This is a genomic window from Polaromonas sp. P1_F2 (genome assembly GCF_056405735.1).
This window is the reverse complement of sequence record NZ_JBFUBN010000016.1, coordinates 70,707-88,610: the sequence shown is the minus strand read 5'-3', so window position 1 is coordinate 88,610 and position 17,904 is coordinate 70,707. Positions and strand designations below refer to the sequence as shown.

Sequence of the window (17,904 nt, the reverse complement as noted above, 5' to 3'; positions counted from 1 at the left end):
TGCCGCGATAATCCTCGCATGACCCAAGACCCGCCGCGCCCGCGCACGCCGCACCCTGTTGCGCTGCGCCTGCTGGCCGCCGCGCTGATCGCCGCCCTGCCCTTCGTCCCCCGAGCCGCCCTGGCGCAAGCCCCGCGCCTGCCCGCCCCGGTTGAAAAAGCCCTGGCGCGCGCCAAGGTACCGCGCGACGCGGTGTCCATGCTGGTGGTCGAAGCGGCCAGCGGCAAGCCGGTGCCGCGCCTGAGCTGGCGCATCGACACGCCGATGAACCCGGCTTCGGTCATGAAGCTGGTGACGACCTATTCAACGCTGGACGCCCTGGGCCGCGACTTCACCTGGAAAACCACGGTGCTGCTGGACGGCAGCCTCTCGGGCGGCCTCCTCAATGGCAACATGGTGGTGCGCGGAGGCGGCGACCCCAAGCTGGTGGTCGAGCGCCTGCAGGCCCTGCTGGCCGAAGTGCAGGCCGGCGGCGCGCGGGCGATACGCGGCGACATCGTGCTGGACCGCAGCGCCTTCAGCGTGCCCGCCGTCGACCCGGGCGAGTTCGACGGCGAGCCGCTGCGGCCCTACAACGCGCGGCCCGATGCCTTGCTGATCAATTTCAAGACCCTGGTGATGACCTTCACGCCGGACATCCCGAACAAGCGCGCGCTGGTGCGCTATGAGCCGCCGCTGGCGGGCGTGGAAGTGGCCGGCAGCGTGCCCATGGTGCGCGTGGGCCGCTGCGGCGACTGGCGCAGCGAGCTGCGCGCCAGCGTCGAGAACCCCGCCACGATTGAATTCCTGGGCACCTACCCCTCGGCCTGCGGCGAAAAAATCTGGCCTAGCGCCTATGCCGACCCCAACAGCTTCGCGGCGCGCGCCATTGAAGGCTCATGGCGGCAGCTGGGCGGGCTGCTGACCGGCACGGTGCGCGACGCCACGCCTCCCGAACTGGCCATGCTGCGCAGCAGCGGGACGCTGTCGGGCCAGAAGGCGCCCGCGCGCTTTGACTATGCCTCGGCGCCGCTGGTGGAGATGGTGCGCGACGTCAACAAGTACTCGAACAACATCATGGCGCAGCACCTGTTCCTGACGCTGGGCCTGCATGCGAGCCTGGGCCAGCCCAAAAGCGGCACGCTGGAATCGGCGCATGCCGCGCTGGCCGCCTGGTGGCGCAAAACCCTGCCGGGCACCACACCCCCCGTGATGGACAACGGCTCGGGCCTGAGCCGCAGCGAACGCATCAGCGCGGCCGGCCTGGCCGCACTGCTGCAGCACGCCGCCAAAAGCCCGCTGGCCGCCGACCTGGCCGATTCGCTGCCCGTGGCTGGCGTGGACGGCACGCTACGCGAGCGAGGCAAAAGTGTCGCGGGACAGGCTTTTTTGAAGACCGGATCGCTGCGCGACGTGACCGCCATCGCCGGCTATGCCAACGGCAGCAGCGGCACGCGTTACATCATCGTGGGCATGGTCAACCACCCGAACGCCGGCGCCGCGCGGCCCGCGCTGGATGCGCTGCTGGAATGGACCGTGAAAGAGGTCGCACGCTAGGCCCGAAGGCCCGAGTTATCCCTGCCGCCTGTGGACAAGTCTGTTGATGACGCCGGGGCTGGAAGACGAGAGCGCCATTTGGCGCGGCCTGCGTCACAATGCCTGAAATTTGGGCACTTTCCGCGCTTCCCGCAGTTTCTGTCTGTCTATACCGACAACCCACCGGAGCTCACGGCATGTCAAGCTTCAACGAACCCGGCTATTGCCTGGTCCTGACCACGGTTTCCACGGCGCAGCAAGCCGAGGCACTGGCCCGCCGGATCGTCGAGGCCGGGCTGGGCGCCTGCGTTCAGATAGAGGCCATCCGCAGTATTTATCGCTGGCAAGGCGTGCTGCGCGACGAGCCCGAGCAGCGCCTGTCCGTCAAGACGCGGACCGCGCGCTTCAGGGCGGTGGAGTCTTTTATCCGGGCGCACCACAGCTATGAGACGCCCGAAATCGTGCAGATCCCGATCATCGCGGGTTCAAGCTCTTACCTGCAGTGGATTGACGAGGGAAGCCGGGGCGGGCCGGATGAGCCGGAGGGCCCTGAGCCCGAGGGACAATTCGCGCTGCCCTGAGCGCCGTTTCTAGGAACGCGCCTCGCGCAAAGATGCCGCCAGCAGCCCGAGGCCCAGCGCGCCCACGGCAACCGAAGCGATGCGGTTGGCCGCGACGCGCGCGCCGGAATATGCGAGCCGCACGCGTTCACGCGAGAACAGATAAGCCAGCAGCATGTGCCAGCACAGCGCGTTGGCAATGATCATGGCCACGGCTGCCGCTTGAAGGCCCGCGCTGGGCGCCGCCGGGAAAGACGCCGCGAACACGCTCCCGAAAAACAGCGCCGACTTGGGGTTGGTGATGTTGGTCAGGAAACCCAACCGGAAGGCCGCCGCCGAGGACACCGCCGGGCCGCTGCTATCCAGCGCCACGCCGCCGGAGCGCCAGAGCCGGCTCGCGACATAAAGCAGGTAAAGCCCACCGGCCACTTGCAGCGCCAGGCGCAGCCCCGGAAAAACCTGGAACACCGCATTGACGCCCAGCACCGCGCACAGCGACCAGATGGCGGCCCCCGCCGTCACGCCCAGGGCCGCGAAGACCGCGCTGCGCGCGCGATCACTGGCGGCCAGCTGCGACACCAGCAGCACGTTGGCCCCGGGACTCATCATGGCCGCGACGTGGAGGAACCAGATGGTGACGAGAATGGAAAGCATGGTGCGTCCTGGAATGGTCGTTCTGCCAGAGCGTGTCCCGGGTCAAGGCGCAGGCGGAGGCAGGTCGCTTCTTTGCAGCAATATGGCTCGATGATCCATGGCCCGGACGGTCCAGCGCCCGCCGGTCCAGCTTGGCAGCTTTATCAGGGACTGGAAATCCTGCCAGTTGAGCAGCATATAGCGAACATCGTAATCTTTCACGAACTCCCTGAGCAGCGCGTCGTCGCGAAACAGGCGCGCGTTCAGCAAGGTATAGGCACCCCCATAGGAGTCGATGCGTGAGTCGATCGAGGGGCGAAGCCGCGGATAGGCCCGGTAGACCAGTTCCGCCCCGAGGTCATAGGAATTGATCACGTTGCCCTTCATGTCGGGCGCATTCAACTTCTTGACCATGGCACTGGTGTAGCTGGGATTCATCGGTCCCCACGCCTGATGCGGAAAGGCGCCGAAGGCGTTGCCGAATTGGGAGGCCAAGCCCAACACCAGGGCAGCCGCAGCTGTGCAAATCGCATAACCCCGGATCCGTGTCCCGGCGCCCTGCTCCCCGCTGGGCACCAGTGCGGAAAGCACAAATGCCGAGACCATGCCCACATATACGAGAAACCGGACTGTCGTGAGCGCCAGGATCAGGAACATCAGGAACATCAGCGCATCCACGGCACCGAGCTTGCGCCATTGAAACAACATCACCGCCCCGGTCACGACAACACACCCAGCCCCAATCCATACACCGGGCAGCCCTTCCCAACCTGGGGCAAAAGTCGGCAACCATTCATTGACCATCACCTTCGTATCGCTGTGGCCGAAGTCAACCACAAACCGCAGGAGTTCCGGGCCGGCGGGGTTGACCAGGGTCGCGGCCAGGGCGGCAATGGCGAAGATTGCGAATGCTTTCGGAAGCTGTTTCTGGCGTAAATCCCCCGAGGCCGCCGCCTTGCGCCCATCCACCCACAGGCCCACCGCATAGATCGCCGCGATAATCGGCGCGAAGATAAAAGAGCCATGGGTATTGGCCCAAAGAACGACCACCAGCAAGGCGCCCATCCACGCCAGCACCTGCGGCTTCCGGCGGCACGCCTCCAGCAAAAGCCAATAGAACCCAAGAAGGAATAGCGAAACCAGTTCAGGGCGCAGGAAATGGCGCTGGTTTTCCACCCCAACAGCCAAAAACCCCAACAGCAGGGCGATCGGCAAGTTTTTGTCACTGCGTCGATAGGCAAGCCAGGCCATGAGGGAGAACAGCGCGAGTCCGGCGACGCCCATGACCAGGGGCAGCCCATCCTCGCCAACGAGATTGATAAGCCAGTAGAACATCAGCGACGGCAACCATTCGTGCGCGTTAAAACGCGCATCGCGTATTTCCGTAAAGGGAAACAAAATGGTTTTCGGAATGACGTGATCCCGGGCAATGATCTCCCCCACCTTTGCCTGCAGCCAGAAGTCATTGGACACCTGGGGCGCGACGCTGATGAAGGCCACCGCGGCGAAGATGACCACCAAGGCTGCCATGCGCCAGAATTTTGGCCACAGATCCGCTTGCGAAGCATTCGCGGTCACGATGCCCAAAGGGGGCTGCGAAGCTGGTTGTTTCAAGATACCGACTTTCTATGATTGTTCAGGCAAACTTGAATCGTCTCAGCTCGCGGCAGCGCGACCCAGCCGGTCGCGCACGCCGTCCCATTCAGCATCCGGCGGCGGATTCTCCACCCAGATCAGCTTGACGCCTTTGGCGTCGAAATCGCGCAGCACGGCGAACAGCTGCTGGGCAGTGGCCAGCGCGTCGTCGGGCATGCGGCGGTACAGCACCTGCTCGGACTTGATGCGCACGATGCTGCGGGCATAGACCGCGATGTGGGCGGCTTCGGCGCCCAGCAAATCGAGTGCGGTCTGGATCGGCCCGGCGTCCATCAGGCGCAGCTTGGCGTCAGGGGCGTAATGCGCCTCCAGCGTGCCGGAGGCGCGCGGCGCATCGCCAACCAGGCCCAGGGCCTCCTGCTCGAACTCGTCCTTGCCCAGCACGGCTTCGCCGCAGGCAGCCTCAAGCTGCGCGCGCGTGAGCACGCCCGGACGCAACAACACGGGCCGGCCGCGCGTGCAGTCGACGATGCTGGACTCGATGCCGACGTCGCAGGGCCCGCCGTCCAGCACCAGCAGGCTGTCACCGAATTCCTGCTGCACATGCTGCGCGGTGGTGGGGCTGACGCGGCCGAAACGGTTGGCGCTGGGGCCGGCGACGCCGGTGTTGCAGGCCTTGAGGAAAGCCAGCGCGACCGGGTGCGAGGGGCAGCGCAGGCCGATGGAATCCTGGCCGCCGGCCGCGGCGGCGGCCACGCCGGGCTTGCGCGGCAGGATCACGGTGAGCGGCCCGGGCCAGAATGCCTTGATCAGCTTCGCGGCAAACGGCGGCACGCCGGTGGCGTAATCATTCACTTGCGCGGCGTCGGCCACATGCACGATGAGCGGGTGGTCGGCGGGCCGGCCCTTGGCCGCAAAAATCCCGGCGACGGCGGCGTCGCTGGACGCGTCGGCGCCCAGGCCGTACACCGTTTCGGTCGGGAAGCCGACAAGCTCTCCGGCCTGGATGCGGCGGGCGGCCTCAGCAAGGGCCTGCGGGTCGGTGCCGGACAAAATCATTGGCGTCGATCAGATGTCTTCAAGCCCGGGCAGCCCCAGGATGGCCGCCGCCTGGCGTGCCGTGGCCTTGACGGCGGCGACGTCGGCACCGGTGATGTTGAGGTGGCCCATCTTTCGGCCGGCGCGTGCTTCGGTTTTGCCGTAAAGGTGCAGGTGCGTGCCGGGCAGGGCCAGCACGGCCTGCCAGTCGGGTGTGCGGGCCTGGCCTTGCGCGTCCAGCCACACGTCCCCCAGCAGGTTCAGCATGATGGACGGCGAATGCTGGCGCGGCTGCGGCAACGGCAGGCCGGCCATGGCATGCACCTGCAGGTCGAACTGCGAGACGTCGCAGGCGTCCATCGTGTAGTGGCCGCTGTTGTGCGGGCGCGGCGCCATTTCATTGACGACCAGCGCGCCGTCGGCACTGCCGTCGTCAACCAGGAAGAACTCGACGCAAAGCACGCCGACGTAGCCGACGTGGTAGGCGATGGTGTGGGTGGCCGCCAGCGCGCGTTGCGCCAGGGCCGCGGGCATATTGCCCTCGTACGCCTGGGTGACGGCCAGGATGCCGGCTACGTGCACATTGCGCTGGGGCGCGAAGCCCACAACGCGGCCGTCCCAGCCGCGCGCCACGATGACCGAGCACTCGGCCTTGAGCGGCAGCATTTTTTCGAGCACGCAAGGAGCCTGATTCAGGCCGGCCCAGGCGGCGGCGAGTTCGGCCGCATTTTTGACGCGGACCTGGCCCTTGCCGTCGTAGCCCATGCGCGCGGTTTTCAGGATGCCGGGCAGCAGGTCCGCGGGAACAGCTTCGAGTTGCACCTGCGTTTCAATTACCGCATAAGGCGCGCAGCTGACGCCGGCCAGCACGCCGGATTCGGCGGCGCTGGCGGTGAAGTGCGATTTTTCCTCGATGCGGTTCTGCGCAATGGCGACGGCGGCGGCGCCCGGCGCCACGGGGCGGCTGGCGGCCAGCGCCTGCAACGCGGCGGCAGGCACGTTTTCAAATTCGGTGGTGATGGCGGCGCACAGCGCGGCCAGTTGCTTGAGCCCCTGTTCGTCGCCGTAGCCGGTCTGGATGTGGTGGTGGCTCACCAGGCCCGCGGGGCTTTGCGCGTCGGGGTCCAGCACCGCGGTGAAATAGCCCAGGCGCTGCGCGGCGTGCACAAACATGCGGCCCAGCTGGCCGCCGCCCATCACGCCCAGCGTGGCGGGCTGGCCGGAAGCGGAAACGGTGCCGGGGAAAACGGGGAGACCGGAAGGAAGGCTCATGCGGGCGGCAGGGTCATGGCATGCGCGGCGGCGGTCTGCTCTGCGCGGAAGGCCTGCAGCTTGGCGGCCAGCGCCTTGTCGTGCAGGGCCAGCACGGCGACGGCGAACAGGGCCGCATTGGCCGCGCCAGCGTTGCCGATGGCGAAAGTCGCGACGGGAATGCCTTTGGGCATCTGCACGATGCTGTGCAGCGAATCGACTCCCTGCAGGTACTTGCTGGCCACCGGCACGCCCAGCACGGGCACGGCCGTTTTGGCGGCCAGCATGCCAGGCAGGTGGGCTGCGCCGCCGGCGCCGGCGATGATGGCCTGCAGGCCGCGTCCCTGGGCGCCTTCGGCATAGGCAAAGAGTTCGTCGGGCATGCGGTGGGCCGATACCACGCGGGCTTCATGCGCCACACCGAACTGGGTGAGGATCTGCACCGCGTGCTGCATGGTCTCCCAGTCGCTGCTGGAGCCCATCACCACGCCAACCAGGGGGGCGGCCGTATTATTTGTCGTCGTCATTGGGACCTTCTGGGTCTTGGGGTTTGCAGGCCGTTCGCCCGTAACCCCTGATTTTAAGGGTCAGGCGGGCGGACGGCGGCAAAGGGGCCTGCATGCTATCGTTTGGGCCTGCTCCCGGGCGACACCGGCCGCGCCGCGGCGGTTGAAACCCCTTATTCCAGCCCCATTTTTCACTGAATCATGATAGACGTCACCATTGCCAATTTCGAAGCGGAAGTCGTTGCCGCTTCCATGACCACCCCCGTGCTGATCGACTTCTGGGCGCCGTGGTGCGGCCCCTGCAAGTCGCTGGGCCCGATTCTGGAAAAAGTCGAAGTGGAATACGCCGGGCGCTTCAAGCTCGTGAAGATAGATTCCGACCAGGAGCAGCAGCTGGGCGCGGCCTTCGGCATCCGCAGCATCCCGACCTGCATCCTGATGATGAACGGCCAGCCGGTGGACGGCTTTGCCGGCGCCCTGCCCGAAGGCAAGGTCAAGGAATTCCTCGACAAGCACCTGCCGCCGGCGGACGAACTGGCCGGGGAGCAGGAACTGGCGCTCGAGGAAGAAAGCACCGATCCTGCCGCCGTACTCGAAAAATTGCAGCACGCGGTGGCCGCCAACCCGGCCGACGACAACGCACGTTTCGACTACGTGAAGCTGCTGCTGCAGATGGGCCGCGAGGACGACGCCAAGGTGGCGTTTGCACCGGTGATCGCGCAAACCACGGTGGTGCGCCGTTTTGACTCACTCAAGCGCTGGATGGATGCGATGGACTTTGCCGCCGCCCAGGGCGCGGGCGCCGCGGCAGGCCTGGACGCCAGGATCGCCGCCAACAAGCGCGATTTCGAAGCGCGTTTTGACAAGGCCCGCGGGCTGATGGCGCAGCAGCGCTGGACCGACGCGCTCGACGAACTGCTGGAAATCCTGATGCGCGATAAGGCCTGGAACGAGGACCTCGCCCGCAAGACCTATATCGCCGTCCTCGACGTCATGGAAGCACCCAAACCCAAGGTCGCCGACGGGCAGATTCCTCCTGAAGACCCCACCGTGGCCACCTACCGCCGCCGCCTGAGCAGCGTGATCCTGAGCTAAGCCCGGCTCATGAGCCAAAAAACCAGCGGGTCAGGGCGAAGGCAAAACCAAACAGCGCTGCGTAGCCGGCTACTTCAACGCTGAATTCGCGGCGCGACTCGCGCCAGGCGCGCAGCCGTTCGACCAGCAGGCCCGCCACCACGGGCGCCAGCAGCAGGTTGAGGATCTGCAGCCAGTGCAGGCGTATCGCCAGGTGAGGCACGACCAGTACCGTCAACACGCCGGCGGCAATGCCGGTCATGACGGACCAGCCGGCTTCCTGCGTCGCGGTCAGCTCATGGTCGCGGCCGCGCAGCTTATACCAGACGGTCTTGAAAACGCCGCCGAACATCTCGCCAAAGAGCTGCAGAAACAGCTCACCGAAAAACTCGAACAGCAGTTCCAGCAGGAATTCCATCGCGGCGCCGGGCCAGGCCTGCGCTTCAGGCGGTCAGCCGGGTCAGCGCTTCCTGGTACTTGGCGGCGGTCTTGGCGACCACGTCGGCGGGCAGGTGCGGCGAGGGCGGGGTCTTGTCCCAGGGCTTGCCGTTGATGCGCACGGCTTCCAGCCAGTCGCGCACGAACTGCTTGTCGTAGCTGGGCGGGTTCTGGCCGGCCGCGTAGGCGGCTTCATAGCCTTCGATGGGCCAGTAGCGGGAGGAATCGGGCGTCAGCACCTCGTCCATCAGCGTCAGCGTGCCGTCCTCGTCGAGGCCGAATTCGAATTTCGTGTCGGCAATGATGATGCCCTTGGTCAGCGCGAAGGCGGCAGCGGTGCTGTAGATCTCTATGCTGATTTTTTTGATCCGCGCGGCAAGCTCGGGGCCGACCACCTTGACCACCTGCTCGTAGCTGATGTTCTCGTCGTGTTCGCCGGCTTCGGCCTTGGCGGCCGGCGTGAAGATGGGCTCGGGCAGCTTGCCGGCGTTTTTCAGGCCCGCGGGCAGGGGTACGCCGCAGACCGCCTGGCTCTCCTGGTATTCCTTCCAGCCGCTGCCGGCCAGGTAGCCGCGCACCACGGCCTCGACCGGGATGGGCTTCAGGCGCTTGACCAGCATGGAGCGGTTCACCACCTGGGGGACTTCGGCCGGCGTGACCACGCTTTCGGGCGATTCGCCGGTCAGGTGGTTGGGGCAGATGTGGCCCAGCTTGCCGAACCAGAACAGCGCCATCTGCGTGAGCAGCGCGCCCTTGCCGGGAATCGGCTCGCCGAGGATGACGTCGAAGGCGCTGAGCCGGTCGCTGGCCACCATCAGCAGCCTGTCCTTGCCCACGGCATAGTTATCGCGCACCTTGCCGCGCGCAAGCAGTGGCAGGGAAGTCAGGGCGGAGGTATGGAGTGCTTGGGTCATGGTGGGAGGCATGGGAGAGGTATCAAAGTAAAAAGCCCGCGACTCGCAAGAGTCCGCGGGCTTTGAATTATCGCCAATCCGCGCGGGTGGTTGGCGGGTTTATTCACGCCGTCTTAATGGACGACCTGGGCCAATTCGCCCTTGGCGTATTTGGCGGCCACGACCTGCAGGGTGTCGCCCTTAATCTTGGCGCCCTGGCCTTCGCAGCCGAACTGGATGTAGCGCTGCTTGCAGACCTGCTTGGCGGCTTCGCGCGCGGGCTTGAGCCATTCGCGGGCGTCGAACTTTTCAGGGTTCTCGGCCAGGAACTTGCGCACGGCGGCGGTCATGGCCAAGCGGATGTCGGTGTCGATGTTGATCTTGCGCACACCGTGCTTGATGGCTTCCTGGATTTCCTCGACCGGCACGCCGTAGGTTTCCTTCATGTTGCCGCCGTACTGGCGGATCAGGGCCAGCAATTCCTGCGGCACCGAGGAGGAGCCGTGCATCACCAGGTGGGTGCTCGGAATGCGCTTGTGGATTTCCTTGATGCGGTCGATGGCCAGGATGTCGCCGGTGGGCTTGCGGGTGAATTTGTAGGCGCCGTGGCTGGTGCCGATGGCAATGGCCAGCGCGTCGATCTGCGTGCGCTTGACGAAGTCGGCGGCTTGCTCGGGGTCGGTCAGCAGCTGCTCGCGCGTCATGGTCGCATCGGTGCCGTGGCCGTCTTCCTTGTCGCCCTTCATGGTTTCCAGGGAACCGAGGCAGCCGAGTTCGCCTTCCACGGTGACGCCGTATTTGTGGGCCAGCTGCGAGACCTTTTTTGTCACTTCGACGTTGTAGTCGTAGCTGGCGATGGTCTTGCCATCGGCTTCCAGCGAGCCGTCCATCATCACCGACGAAAAACCGAGGTCGATAGCGCCCTGGCAGACGTCGGGGTTCTGGCCGTGGTCCTGGTGCATGACCAGCGGGATGTTGGGGTACATCTCGATGGCCGCCTGGATCAGGTGCTTGATGAAGGGTTCGCCGGCATATTTGCGCGCGCCGGCGCTGGCTTGCAGGATCACCGGTGCGCCGGTTTCCTTGGCCGCTTCCATGACGGCTTGCACCTGCTCGAGGTTGTTGACGTTAAAAGCCGGAATGCCGTAGCCGTTGACTGCCGCATGGTCCAGCAGCTCGCGCATCGAAACGAGTGCCATGATCAAAATCCCCAGAAAGTTAAAAACGCTGCCAGAAAAAGGCGGGTTCCCAACGGAGGCCGCACAGCACGAGGGCTGCCTGGACGGGCCGTAACCGCGAAGTAACCGAGGCCCTCATTCTAACGGCTGCGTAAAGACCGTTTATTCAAGGAGTTAGCGGCAGAACCATGCGGTAACACCGTGTAAAAGACGCAGGCGCGGGTGTCTGCGCAAACCGGCCACCGTGCACGTCCATCACGCGACTCACGATTTTGTGGCCCAGGCCCAGCCTTTCGCCGGAAGGCGCCGCGGCACTCGGACGAGCCTGGCCGTCATCGCAGACCTGCAGCCACGCGCCGCTGCCGTCACGGCCCCACTGGACACAGACGGCCGTGCCCCGGGCCGTGTGCTGCAGCGCGTTATCGACGAGGTTGCGCAGGGCCAGCTCCAGCAAGAGCGGATGGGCCTGCACCTCGAGCCCGTCCTCGCCCTGCACGCTGAGCGTGTGCCCGCTTTCCCAGGAGGCCTGCGCGTAGCCGGCGACTACCTGCCCGGCCAGGGCACCCAGGTCCAGGCGCTGCATTTGCTGCTGCAGGTCGCCGCGGCTGGCCCGCGCCAGCGAAAGCAGCTGGGCGATGACGTGCCCGGCGCGCATCGCGTCGGTGCCTATCTGCGCCAGCGCCTGCTCCCGCGCGGGGGGCGGGAGCTCGCCTCGCAGCGAGGCCGCCTGCAGGGCGATGGAAGCCAACGGCGTGCGCAACTCGTGCGCCACCTCGCTGGCGAGTTGGCGCTCGCGCTCCAGCGAATCCTGTTGCTGGCCCACCAGCGTGTTGATGGAACGCACGACCGAGTTGAACTCGCGGTAGGGATGGCGGGCCTCGAGCCGCTCGGCCTTGTCCACCTCAAGCTCAGCCACGTCGCGTGACAACGCCTGCAGCGGCCGCAGGCCGCGCCAGATGGCCGCGCCCAGCGCAAGCGCCACCACCGGCAGCAGCCACAAGCCGGGCTCGGCCAGCTGGCCGGCGACGTCGGCGGCCATTTCATCGCGCTCGTCGGCACGCACCAACACCATCACCTGCCGCGTGTGCGAGGCATCCCACTGCGAAAAACTGCGCCAGGTGGCCGGCGGCGTGCCGAGCTCCAGGTCGGCGAAACCGGCCTGCCCACTGAACGGCGGCAGGGGTGCATCGCCCGAGCGGGCCAGCAGCCGGCCACCGGCGTCGCGCACCAGCACGCTGAGCGAAGGCTGGTAGTCGTGGCTCTTGAGCGCGGGAAGGACGGGGCGGGCGGTTTCCCGCGCGGCATCCACAAAAGGCGGCAGGTCCAGGTTGAGCATGAGCGTCGCCGTGCCGGCCAGGTGTCCGTCGGTCAGTTCGCCCGCCTCATGAACGCCTGTCCTGTAACCCACTGCCACGAAACCGGCCCACACCAGCAGCAAGGCCGCCAGCACCCACAGCAGAAGGCGGCGCGTGAGCGAAGCCTGCGGACGCACAACCGGCTTCACGCGCCGCCCTCCCGCGGAATGAAATAACCGACGCCGCGCATGGTCTGGATCAGGCCCTCGCCCAGCTTGCGCCGCAGGTGGTGCACATGCACCTCGACCGCGTTGCTGCCGACGGCGTCCTGCCAGTTGTAAAGGCGCGCTTCGAGCTGCTGGCGCGACAGCACCCGGCCGCGCGACTCCAGCAGCAGGAGCAGCAGGGCGAACTCACGCGGCGCCAGCTCAACGGCGGCACCCGCGCGCAGCACGGTGCGGGCCGCCGGGTCTATCACCAGCTCGCCGTGGACCAGCAGCGGGTGGGCGCGGCCCGCCGCGCGCCGTAGCAGCGCGCGCATGCGCGCCTCGAGTTCATCCAGGTCGAAGGGCTTGACCAAGTAGTCGTCGGCGCCGAGATTGAGGCCCGAAATGCGGTCGGCGACCTGGTCGCGCGCGGTCATGATGAGCACCGGCGTCAGCGGGTCGGGCAGCGCCCCGGGCGCGCCCGCGCGGGCATGCCGAAGCTGCAGCAGCAGGTCGCCGCCGTCGCCATCCACCAGGCCCAGGTCCAGCAGAACCAGGTCAAAGGGCTCACTGGACAGAGCCGTCCATGCCGAGGTCATGCTGGCGCAGGCATCGACCGCATAGCCCCGCTGCTGCAGGTTGGTCCGCAGGCCCAGGGCGATGCCGGCGTCGTCTTCCACCACCAGGATTCGCATGAAGCCATTGTCGGCGCTTCGGACGGCAGCGGGAGCTTTCGCAGCCACCTGCAAGGCCTTAAGGATGAGTTAAGACACCCCCGATATCTTGCGGCTTCCCCTGCCCGCGCCACTCCCGCAAGACTCCCATGACCGCCTTCCCTTCCGCTGGCGACAGCACCTCTCTTATATCCCGGATTTTCCTGGCGACGCTGTTCAGCCTCGCGTTCCTGCTGGCCTGGGATCATTCAGGCCTGGATCTGGGAATGGCGCGCTGGTTCGGCTCCGCTACCGGCTTTGCCATGCAAGACCACTGGTTCTGGCGCGGCACGCTGCACGACGACATCCGCTGGCTGCCCTGGGGAGCGGAGCTGGCGCTGCTGGCGGCCGTCGCGCGGCCTTTCGGCGCCCTGCGCCTGCTGGCCGTGGAGCGGCGTGTGCAATTGGCGCTGACCACACTGGTGTCGCTGCTGGTGGTCACCACCCTCAAGCTGCACAGCCTGACGAGCTGCCCCTGGGAACTGCATGAGTTCGGGGGCACGGTGGCCTATGTATCGCACTGGGCCTGGGGCGTGCACGACGGCGGCAGCGGCGGCTGCTTTCCGGCCGGCCACGCTTCGGCGGGCTTTGCTTTTATCGGTGGATTTTTTGCGTTCCGCCACACCCTGCCCCGGACGGCGCAACGCTGGCTGGCCGGTGCATTGCTGGCAGGTCTGGTGCTGGGCCTGGCACAGCAGGTGCGCGGCGCCCACTATATGAGCCACACGCTCTGGACCGCCTGGCTGTGCTGGGCCTCGGCCGCCCTGGTGGACAACATCGTCAGCCAGATGCTTTCACAAAGGCCGTCACCGGCTCAGGCACAGGCGCCCGCCCTCGCAACACTGAAGCCGTAGATCCCTGGCGCGGGGCTCTTAACCCAGCAGGGGCCGCGGGACCGGCTTTGCCGGACCGCAGGCGCAGCGGCCCCCGAGGGGCTGGAGCCTGCGGCTCCAAACCTGCTTGAGCAGGTTTGGACAGGCGACAGAGGCGAGCGTCTCGCGAGCCGCGGCCTGCAAGGCCTCGGGAGCTACACGAAGTGAGCGACCGTGGGGGCCATATTTTTAGGCCACTCTGCAGATTTTGAGCATATTGGTGCCACCCGGCGCGCCCATGGGCTCGCCGCAGGTGATGGCGTACACGTCGCCGCTTTGCACGATGTTGCGGCGCAAGAGATGGCCTTCGGCCTGTTCGAGGGCGGTGTCGCGGTCGGCGCTGGTGTCCATCAGCAACGGGCGCACATTGCGGTATAGCGCCATCTTGCGCTGCGTGGCCAGGCGCGGCGTGAGCGCGTAAATCGGCACGCGGATGTCGTGGCGGCTCATCCACAGCGGGGTGGAGCCGCTGTCGGTCAGCGCGACGATGGCCTTGGCGCCCAAGTGGTGCGCGGTGAACAGCGCGCCCATGGCGATGGACTGGTCGATGCGGCTGAAGGTCTTGCCCGAGAAATCGCCTTCGAGTTCTTTGTATTCGGCTTTTTCGGCTTCCTCGCAGATCTTGGCCATTTCCTCGACGGTCTCCAGCGGGTACTTGCCGGCGGCGGTTTCGGCGCTGAGCATCACCGCGTCGGTGCCGTCCAGCACCGCGTTGGCGACGTCGCTGACCTCGGCACGCGTGGGCACCGGGTTGACGATCATGGACTCCATCATCTGCGTGGCGGTGATGACGACCTTGTCGCCGGCGCGCGCCATCTTGATCATGCGTTTTTGCAACGCCGGCACGGCGGCATTGCCGACTTCCACGGCCAGGTCGCCGCGGGCCACCATGATGCCGTCGCTGACGCGCAGGATTTCCTCGAGCTTGGGAATGGCTTCGGCGCGTTCGATCTTGGCGATCAGGCCGGGCTTGTGTTTGTAGGGCGCGGCGGCCACGTTGCAGAGCTGGCGCGCCATTTCCATGTCGGTGGCGTTTTTGGGGAAGCTCACGGCGACGTAGTCGGCCTGGAAACTCATGGCCGTCTTGATGTCTTCCATGTCCTTGGCGGTCAGCGCCGGGGCTGTCAGGCCGCCGCCCTGCTTGTTGATGCCCTTGTTGTTGGACAGCTCGCCGCCCAGCTTGACGGTGGTGTGCACTTCTTCGCCGCGCACCACGTCGACGGTGAGCACGATCAGGCCGTCGTTGAGCAGCAGCACATCGCCGGCTTTGACGTCGCGCGGCAGTTCCTTGTAGTCCAGGCCGACGCCCCTCAGGTCGCCGGGCTCGGTGCGGGAGGCGTCGAGCACAAATTTCTCGCCGGGCTCCAGCTGGACCTTGCCTTCGGCGAACTTGCCGACGCGGATCTTGGGGCCCTGCAGGTCGGCCATGATGGCGACTTCACGGCCGGCGCGCTGGGCGGCTTCGCGCACCAGCTTGGCCCGGTCCACATGGTCCTGGGCGGTGCCGTGGCTGAAGTTCAGGCGCACCACGTTGACGCCGGCGCGGATCATTTTCTCCAGCAGTGCGGGGTCGCTGGAGGCGGGTCCGAGGGTGGCAACGATCTTGGTGGCGCGACGCGGCATAGGGAATGTCTCCATGTAATTTAGTTTCCGATTTTCACACGGAAACAGTTACGGAGGCGTTACCAATTTGGCCGCCGGGGCCATTACAGCCCCTGTCGCAGACAGCGAAAGCGCTCAGCCCGCAGCGCGTTTCTGCAGAATCTCGAAGGCCGGCAGGGTCTTGCCTTCCAGCACTTCGAGGAAAGCGCCGCCGCCGGTGGAGATATAGCCCACCTGCTTTTCGATGCCGTACTTGGCAATCGCGGCCAGCGTGTCGCCACCGCCGGCGATCGAGAACGCGCTGCTTTCGGCGATGGCGCGCGCGATGCCTTCGGTGCCTTTGGCGAAGGCGTCGAACTCGAAGACGCCGACAGGGCCGTTCCAGACAATGGTGCCGGCGGCCTTGAGCTGCGCGGCCAGCCGTGCGGTGGTTTGCGGGCCGATGTCGAGGATCAGGTCGTCGTCGGCGACTTCGGTGGCGGCCTTGACGGTGGCCAGCGCGTCGGCGGCAAAGGCCTTGGCGGTGACCACGTCGGTCGGGATGGGCACTTCGGCGCCGCGCGCCTTCATGGCCTCGATCACAGCCTTGGCTTCAGCCAGCAGGTCGGCTTCGGCCAGGCTTTTGCCGATGTTCAGGCCGGCGGCCAGCATGAAGGTGTTGGCGATGCCGCCGCCCACGATGAGCTGGTCGACATTGGCGGCCAGCGATTTGAGGATGGTGAGCTTGGTCGACACCTTGCTGCCGGCCACGATGGCCACCAGCGGCCGGCGCGGGCTGGACAGCGCCTTGGAAATCGCGTCCATTTCAGCCGCCAGCAGCGGGCCGGCGCTGGCTATGGGAGCGTACTGCGCGATGCCGTAGGTGGAGGCTTCGGCGCGGTGCGCGGTGCCGAAAGCATCGTGCACAAAAATATCGCAGAGCGCGGCCATCTTGCGCGCCAGCTCTTCGCTGTTCTTCTTCTCGCCCTTGTTGAGGCGGCAGTTCTCAAGCAGCACCAGCTGGCCGGGTTTGACGTCCACGCCGTCGACCCAGTTGGATACCACGGGCACTTCGCGCTTCATCAACTCACCCAGACGCTTGCCCACGGGCGCCAGCGAGTCGGCCGGCTTGAATTCGCCTTCCACCGGCCGCCCGAGGTGGGAGGTCACCATGACGGCAGCGCCGGCGTCCAGCGCCATCTGGATGCAGGGGATGGAGGCGCGCACGCGCGTGTCTTCGGTGATGTTGCCGGCGTCGTCCTGCGGCACATTGAGGTCGGCACGGATGAACACGCGCTTGCCGGCAACTTTGCCGCTGGCGCACAGGTCGGAGAAACGGATGAAATTCATGGAAACGGCTCGCAAGGGAAGTGGATCTTCAGGCCGGTGCCGGCCTGAGCTGCCGCAATTGTAGGCGGGCGCTTTTCCTGGAAACCCGGTCGCGAGGCGCCTTTGCGTTTGCTTACCTACCAGCCGAGGGCTATGTGCAGCGGCAGGTAGACCGCCATGCCGGCCAGGATGGTGCCCAGCACGCCGTGGCGCCAGTAGTACCAGGCCGTGCCCGCGACGACGGCAAACAGGCGCGCGTCCTTCCAGGTGGCGATCAGGTGGCCCTGGGTCATCACCATTTCCGGCACGATGACCGCGGCCAGCGCGGCGATAGGCGCGTAGTGCAGGCCGCGCTGGGCCCAGGCCGGCAGGGTCCAGGGTTTGTCCGACAGGAAAAAGAAACAGCGCGTGAGGACGGTGATCGCCGTCATGCCGAGGATGGTGGCCACGGTCCAGAGGTCGGTCTGGTTCATGCGGCATCTCCGGTTCCGGGGGCGGGTGCGGGCGCGGCGGGCTTGGCCGGCACCGGTTTTTCCAGCAGCAGGCAGACGGCCACCGCTGCGGCGATGCCCACCAGGATGTTGAGCTTGAGCGGCAGGGCAAAGGTGGCCACGGCGGCCGCGCCGGCGATGCCGGCCGACACCACGCGCAACCGGGTGGTGGCCAGCGAGCACATGATGCCCAGCAAGGCCAGGATGCCGGCGAAGCCCAGCCCCCAGGACAGCGGGATGGAATTGGCCAGCGCGATGCCGAGCAGGCTGGCGCCGACCCAGCTGACCCAGCTGACCCCGCAACTGCCCGCCCAGTAGGCCTCTTGCCCCCGGATGACCAGCGGATCGGTGGAAGGGTGCGGAAAGCGCTTGGTGAACAGCACGTAGTTGAGGTCCGCCATGCCGTAGCCATAGACCAGGCGCCGCCACAGGCTCTGGTGCATCACATAGGGACGCAGGTGGGCGCTGAAAACCATGAAACGCAGGTTGACGCAAAACGAGGTCGCCAGGATCACCCACATGGGGGCGCCGGCCACAATGAGCGGAAGGGCCGCCAGCTGCGAGCTGCCGGCGAACACCAGGATGGCCATGAGCAGCACCTCGATCAGGCTCATGCCCGACTTGGCCATGGCCACGCCCGTCATCAGGCCCCAGGCGGCAATGCCGGGCGCCACGGCCGCGAGTTCGCTGGCGCCCACCCGGAACTCCGGATGCTTGAACAATGTCTTCACAAAA

The 17,904-nt window shown here is 66.4% G+C and carries 18 protein-coding genes; 4 read left to right on the top strand and 14 right to left on the bottom strand.

Annotation, left to right across the window (positions count from 1 at the left end):
- The first annotated feature begins 18 nt into the window (after positions 1–18).
- On the top strand, positions 19–1,536 hold the full coding sequence (dacB, locus tag AC1D0O_RS23465) for a D-alanyl-D-alanine carboxypeptidase/D-alanyl-D-alanine endopeptidase (protein ID WP_477655891.1): 1,518 nt from the start codon (positions 19–21) through the stop codon (positions 1,534–1,536).
- A 176-nt stretch (positions 1,537–1,712) separates the two neighbouring features.
- The gene (gene cutA / locus AC1D0O_RS23460) at positions 1,713–2,096 is read left to right on the top strand and encodes a divalent-cation tolerance protein CutA (protein WP_477655890.1); all 384 of its coding nucleotides are present in this window, start codon (positions 1,713–1,715) and stop codon (positions 2,094–2,096) included.
- A 9-nt stretch (positions 2,097–2,105) separates the two neighbouring features.
- On the opposite strand, the gene AC1D0O_RS23455 is transcribed toward cutA, so the two are convergent.
- The 5 genes from AC1D0O_RS23455 to purE are packed head-to-tail and all read right to left on the bottom strand — an operon-like array spanning position 2,106 to position 7,120.
- Complete coding sequence (locus AC1D0O_RS23455; protein WP_477655889.1) at positions 2,106–2,729, bottom strand: LysE family translocator; 624 nt, start codon at positions 2,727–2,729, stop codon at positions 2,106–2,108.
- A 42-nt stretch (positions 2,730–2,771) separates the two neighbouring features.
- Positions 2,772–4,322 carry a hypothetical protein gene (locus AC1D0O_RS23450; protein WP_477655888.1) on the bottom strand — a complete coding sequence of 517 codons (1,551 nt, stop codon included), beginning with the start codon at positions 4,320–4,322 and terminating at the stop codon, positions 2,772–2,774.
- Positions 4,323–4,364: 42 nt separating this feature from the next.
- Positions 4,365–5,363 carry an L-threonylcarbamoyladenylate synthase gene (locus AC1D0O_RS23445; protein ID WP_477655887.1) on the bottom strand — a complete coding sequence of 333 codons (999 nt, stop codon included), beginning with the start codon at positions 5,361–5,363 and terminating at the stop codon, positions 4,365–4,367.
- Positions 5,364–5,372: 9 nt separating this feature from the next.
- The gene (locus AC1D0O_RS23440; protein ID WP_477655886.1) at positions 5,373–6,614 is read right to left on the bottom strand and encodes a 5-(carboxyamino)imidazole ribonucleotide synthase; all 1,242 of its coding nucleotides are present in this window, start codon (positions 6,612–6,614) and stop codon (positions 5,373–5,375) included.
- On the bottom strand, positions 6,611–7,120 hold the full coding sequence (gene purE / locus AC1D0O_RS23435) for a 5-(carboxyamino)imidazole ribonucleotide mutase (RefSeq protein ID WP_477655885.1): 510 nt from the start codon (positions 7,118–7,120) through the stop codon (positions 6,611–6,613). Before purE ends, AC1D0O_RS23440 begins: the two co-directional genes overlap by 4 nt.
- Before the next feature lie 180 nt (positions 7,121–7,300).
- Here purE and trxA point away from each other — a divergent pair, with 180 nt between their 5' ends.
- Complete coding sequence (trxA, locus tag AC1D0O_RS23430; protein WP_477655884.1) at positions 7,301–8,194, top strand: thioredoxin; 894 nt, start codon at positions 7,301–7,303, stop codon at positions 8,192–8,194.
- A 7-nt stretch (positions 8,195–8,201) separates the two neighbouring features.
- On the opposite strand, the gene AC1D0O_RS23425 is transcribed toward trxA, so the two are convergent.
- From AC1D0O_RS23425 to AC1D0O_RS23405, 5 genes are all read right to left on the bottom strand, one after another.
- A complete protein-coding gene (locus tag AC1D0O_RS23425; protein ID WP_477655883.1) occupies positions 8,202–8,591 on the bottom strand; it encodes a hypothetical protein in 390 nt (129 codons plus the stop codon).
- Between the two features lie 25 nt (positions 8,592–8,616).
- Positions 8,617–9,525, bottom strand: a complete 909-nt coding sequence (locus tag AC1D0O_RS23420) for a phosphoribosylaminoimidazolesuccinocarboxamide synthase (protein ID WP_477655882.1) — start codon at positions 9,523–9,525, stop codon at positions 8,617–8,619.
- 113 nt (positions 9,526–9,638) lie between these two features.
- On the bottom strand, positions 9,639–10,703 hold the full coding sequence (gene fba, locus AC1D0O_RS23415) for a class II fructose-bisphosphate aldolase (protein ID WP_477655881.1): 1,065 nt from the start codon (positions 10,701–10,703) through the stop codon (positions 9,639–9,641).
- A gap of 145 nt (positions 10,704–10,848) precedes the next feature.
- On the bottom strand, positions 10,849–12,186 hold the full coding sequence (locus AC1D0O_RS23410; protein ID WP_477655880.1) for a histidine kinase dimerization/phospho-acceptor domain-containing protein: 1,338 nt from the start codon (positions 12,184–12,186) through the stop codon (positions 10,849–10,851).
- Entirely contained in the window at positions 12,183–12,878 is a 696-nt protein-coding gene (locus AC1D0O_RS23405; RefSeq protein ID WP_477655879.1) for a response regulator, read from the bottom strand. Before AC1D0O_RS23405 ends, AC1D0O_RS23410 begins: the two co-directional genes overlap by 4 nt.
- Before the next feature lie 128 nt (positions 12,879–13,006).
- Between AC1D0O_RS23405 and AC1D0O_RS23400 the strand changes: the two genes are divergently transcribed.
- Positions 13,007–13,750, top strand: coding sequence for a phosphatase PAP2 family protein (locus AC1D0O_RS23400; RefSeq protein ID WP_477655878.1), 744 nt, complete (start codon positions 13,007–13,009; stop codon positions 13,748–13,750).
- A 207-nt stretch (positions 13,751–13,957) separates the two neighbouring features.
- On the opposite strand, the gene pyk is transcribed toward AC1D0O_RS23400, so the two are convergent.
- From pyk to AC1D0O_RS23380, 4 genes are all read right to left on the bottom strand, one after another.
- Positions 13,958–15,391, bottom strand: coding sequence for a pyruvate kinase (pyk, locus tag AC1D0O_RS23395; protein ID WP_477655877.1), 1,434 nt, complete (start codon positions 15,389–15,391; stop codon positions 13,958–13,960).
- Between the two features lie 114 nt (positions 15,392–15,505).
- On the bottom strand, positions 15,506–16,699 hold the full coding sequence (locus AC1D0O_RS23390; RefSeq protein WP_477655876.1) for a phosphoglycerate kinase: 1,194 nt from the start codon (positions 16,697–16,699) through the stop codon (positions 15,506–15,508).
- Between the two features lie 116 nt (positions 16,700–16,815).
- Positions 16,816–17,151, bottom strand: coding sequence for an AzlD domain-containing protein (locus tag AC1D0O_RS23385; protein ID WP_477655875.1), 336 nt, complete (start codon positions 17,149–17,151; stop codon positions 16,816–16,818).
- Positions 17,148–17,900, bottom strand: coding sequence for an AzlC family ABC transporter permease (locus AC1D0O_RS23380; RefSeq protein ID WP_477655874.1), 753 nt, complete (start codon positions 17,898–17,900; stop codon positions 17,148–17,150). The genes AC1D0O_RS23385 and AC1D0O_RS23380 overlap by 4 nt, the downstream gene beginning before the upstream one ends.
- Positions 17,901–17,904 lie beyond the last annotated feature (4 nt).

Coding starts and splice junctions, on each gene's coding strand:
- dacB (WP_477655891.1), top strand. CDS start 19: ATGACCCAAGACCCGCCGCGCCCGCGCACGCCGCACCCTGTTGCGCTG.
- cutA (WP_477655890.1), top strand. CDS start 1,713: ATGTCAAGCTTCAACGAACCCGGCTATTGCCTGGTCCTGACCACGGTT.
- AC1D0O_RS23455 (WP_477655889.1), bottom strand. CDS start 2,729: ATGCTTTCCATTCTCGTCACCATCTGGTTCCTCCACGTCGCGGCCATG.
- AC1D0O_RS23445 (WP_477655887.1), bottom strand. CDS start 5,363: ATGATTTTGTCCGGCACCGACCCGCAGGCCCTTGCTGAGGCCGCCCGC.
- AC1D0O_RS23440 (WP_477655886.1), bottom strand. CDS start 6,614: ATGAGCCTTCCTTCCGGTCTCCCCGTTTTCCCCGGCACCGTTTCCGCT.
- purE (WP_477655885.1), bottom strand. CDS start 7,120: ATGACGACGACAAATAATACGGCCGCCCCCCTGGTTGGCGTGGTGATG.
- trxA (WP_477655884.1), top strand. CDS start 7,301: ATGATAGACGTCACCATTGCCAATTTCGAAGCGGAAGTCGTTGCCGCT.
- AC1D0O_RS23425 (WP_477655883.1), bottom strand. CDS start 8,591: ATGGAATTCCTGCTGGAACTGCTGTTCGAGTTTTTCGGTGAGCTGTTT.
- AC1D0O_RS23420 (WP_477655882.1), bottom strand. CDS start 9,525: ATGACCCAAGCACTCCATACCTCCGCCCTGACTTCCCTGCCACTGCTT.
- fba (WP_477655881.1), bottom strand. CDS start 10,703: ATGGCACTCGTTTCGATGCGCGAGCTGCTGGACCATGCGGCAGTCAAC.
- AC1D0O_RS23405 (WP_477655879.1), bottom strand. CDS start 12,878: ATGCGAATCCTGGTGGTGGAAGACGACGCCGGCATCGCCCTGGGCCTG.
- AC1D0O_RS23400 (WP_477655878.1), top strand. CDS start 13,007: ATGACCGCCTTCCCTTCCGCTGGCGACAGCACCTCTCTTATATCCCGG.
- pyk (WP_477655877.1), bottom strand. CDS start 15,391: ATGCCGCGTCGCGCCACCAAGATCGTTGCCACCCTCGGACCCGCCTCC.
- AC1D0O_RS23390 (WP_477655876.1), bottom strand. CDS start 16,699: ATGAATTTCATCCGTTTCTCCGACCTGTGCGCCAGCGGCAAAGTTGCC.
- AC1D0O_RS23385 (WP_477655875.1), bottom strand. CDS start 17,151: ATGAACCAGACCGACCTCTGGACCGTGGCCACCATCCTCGGCATGACG.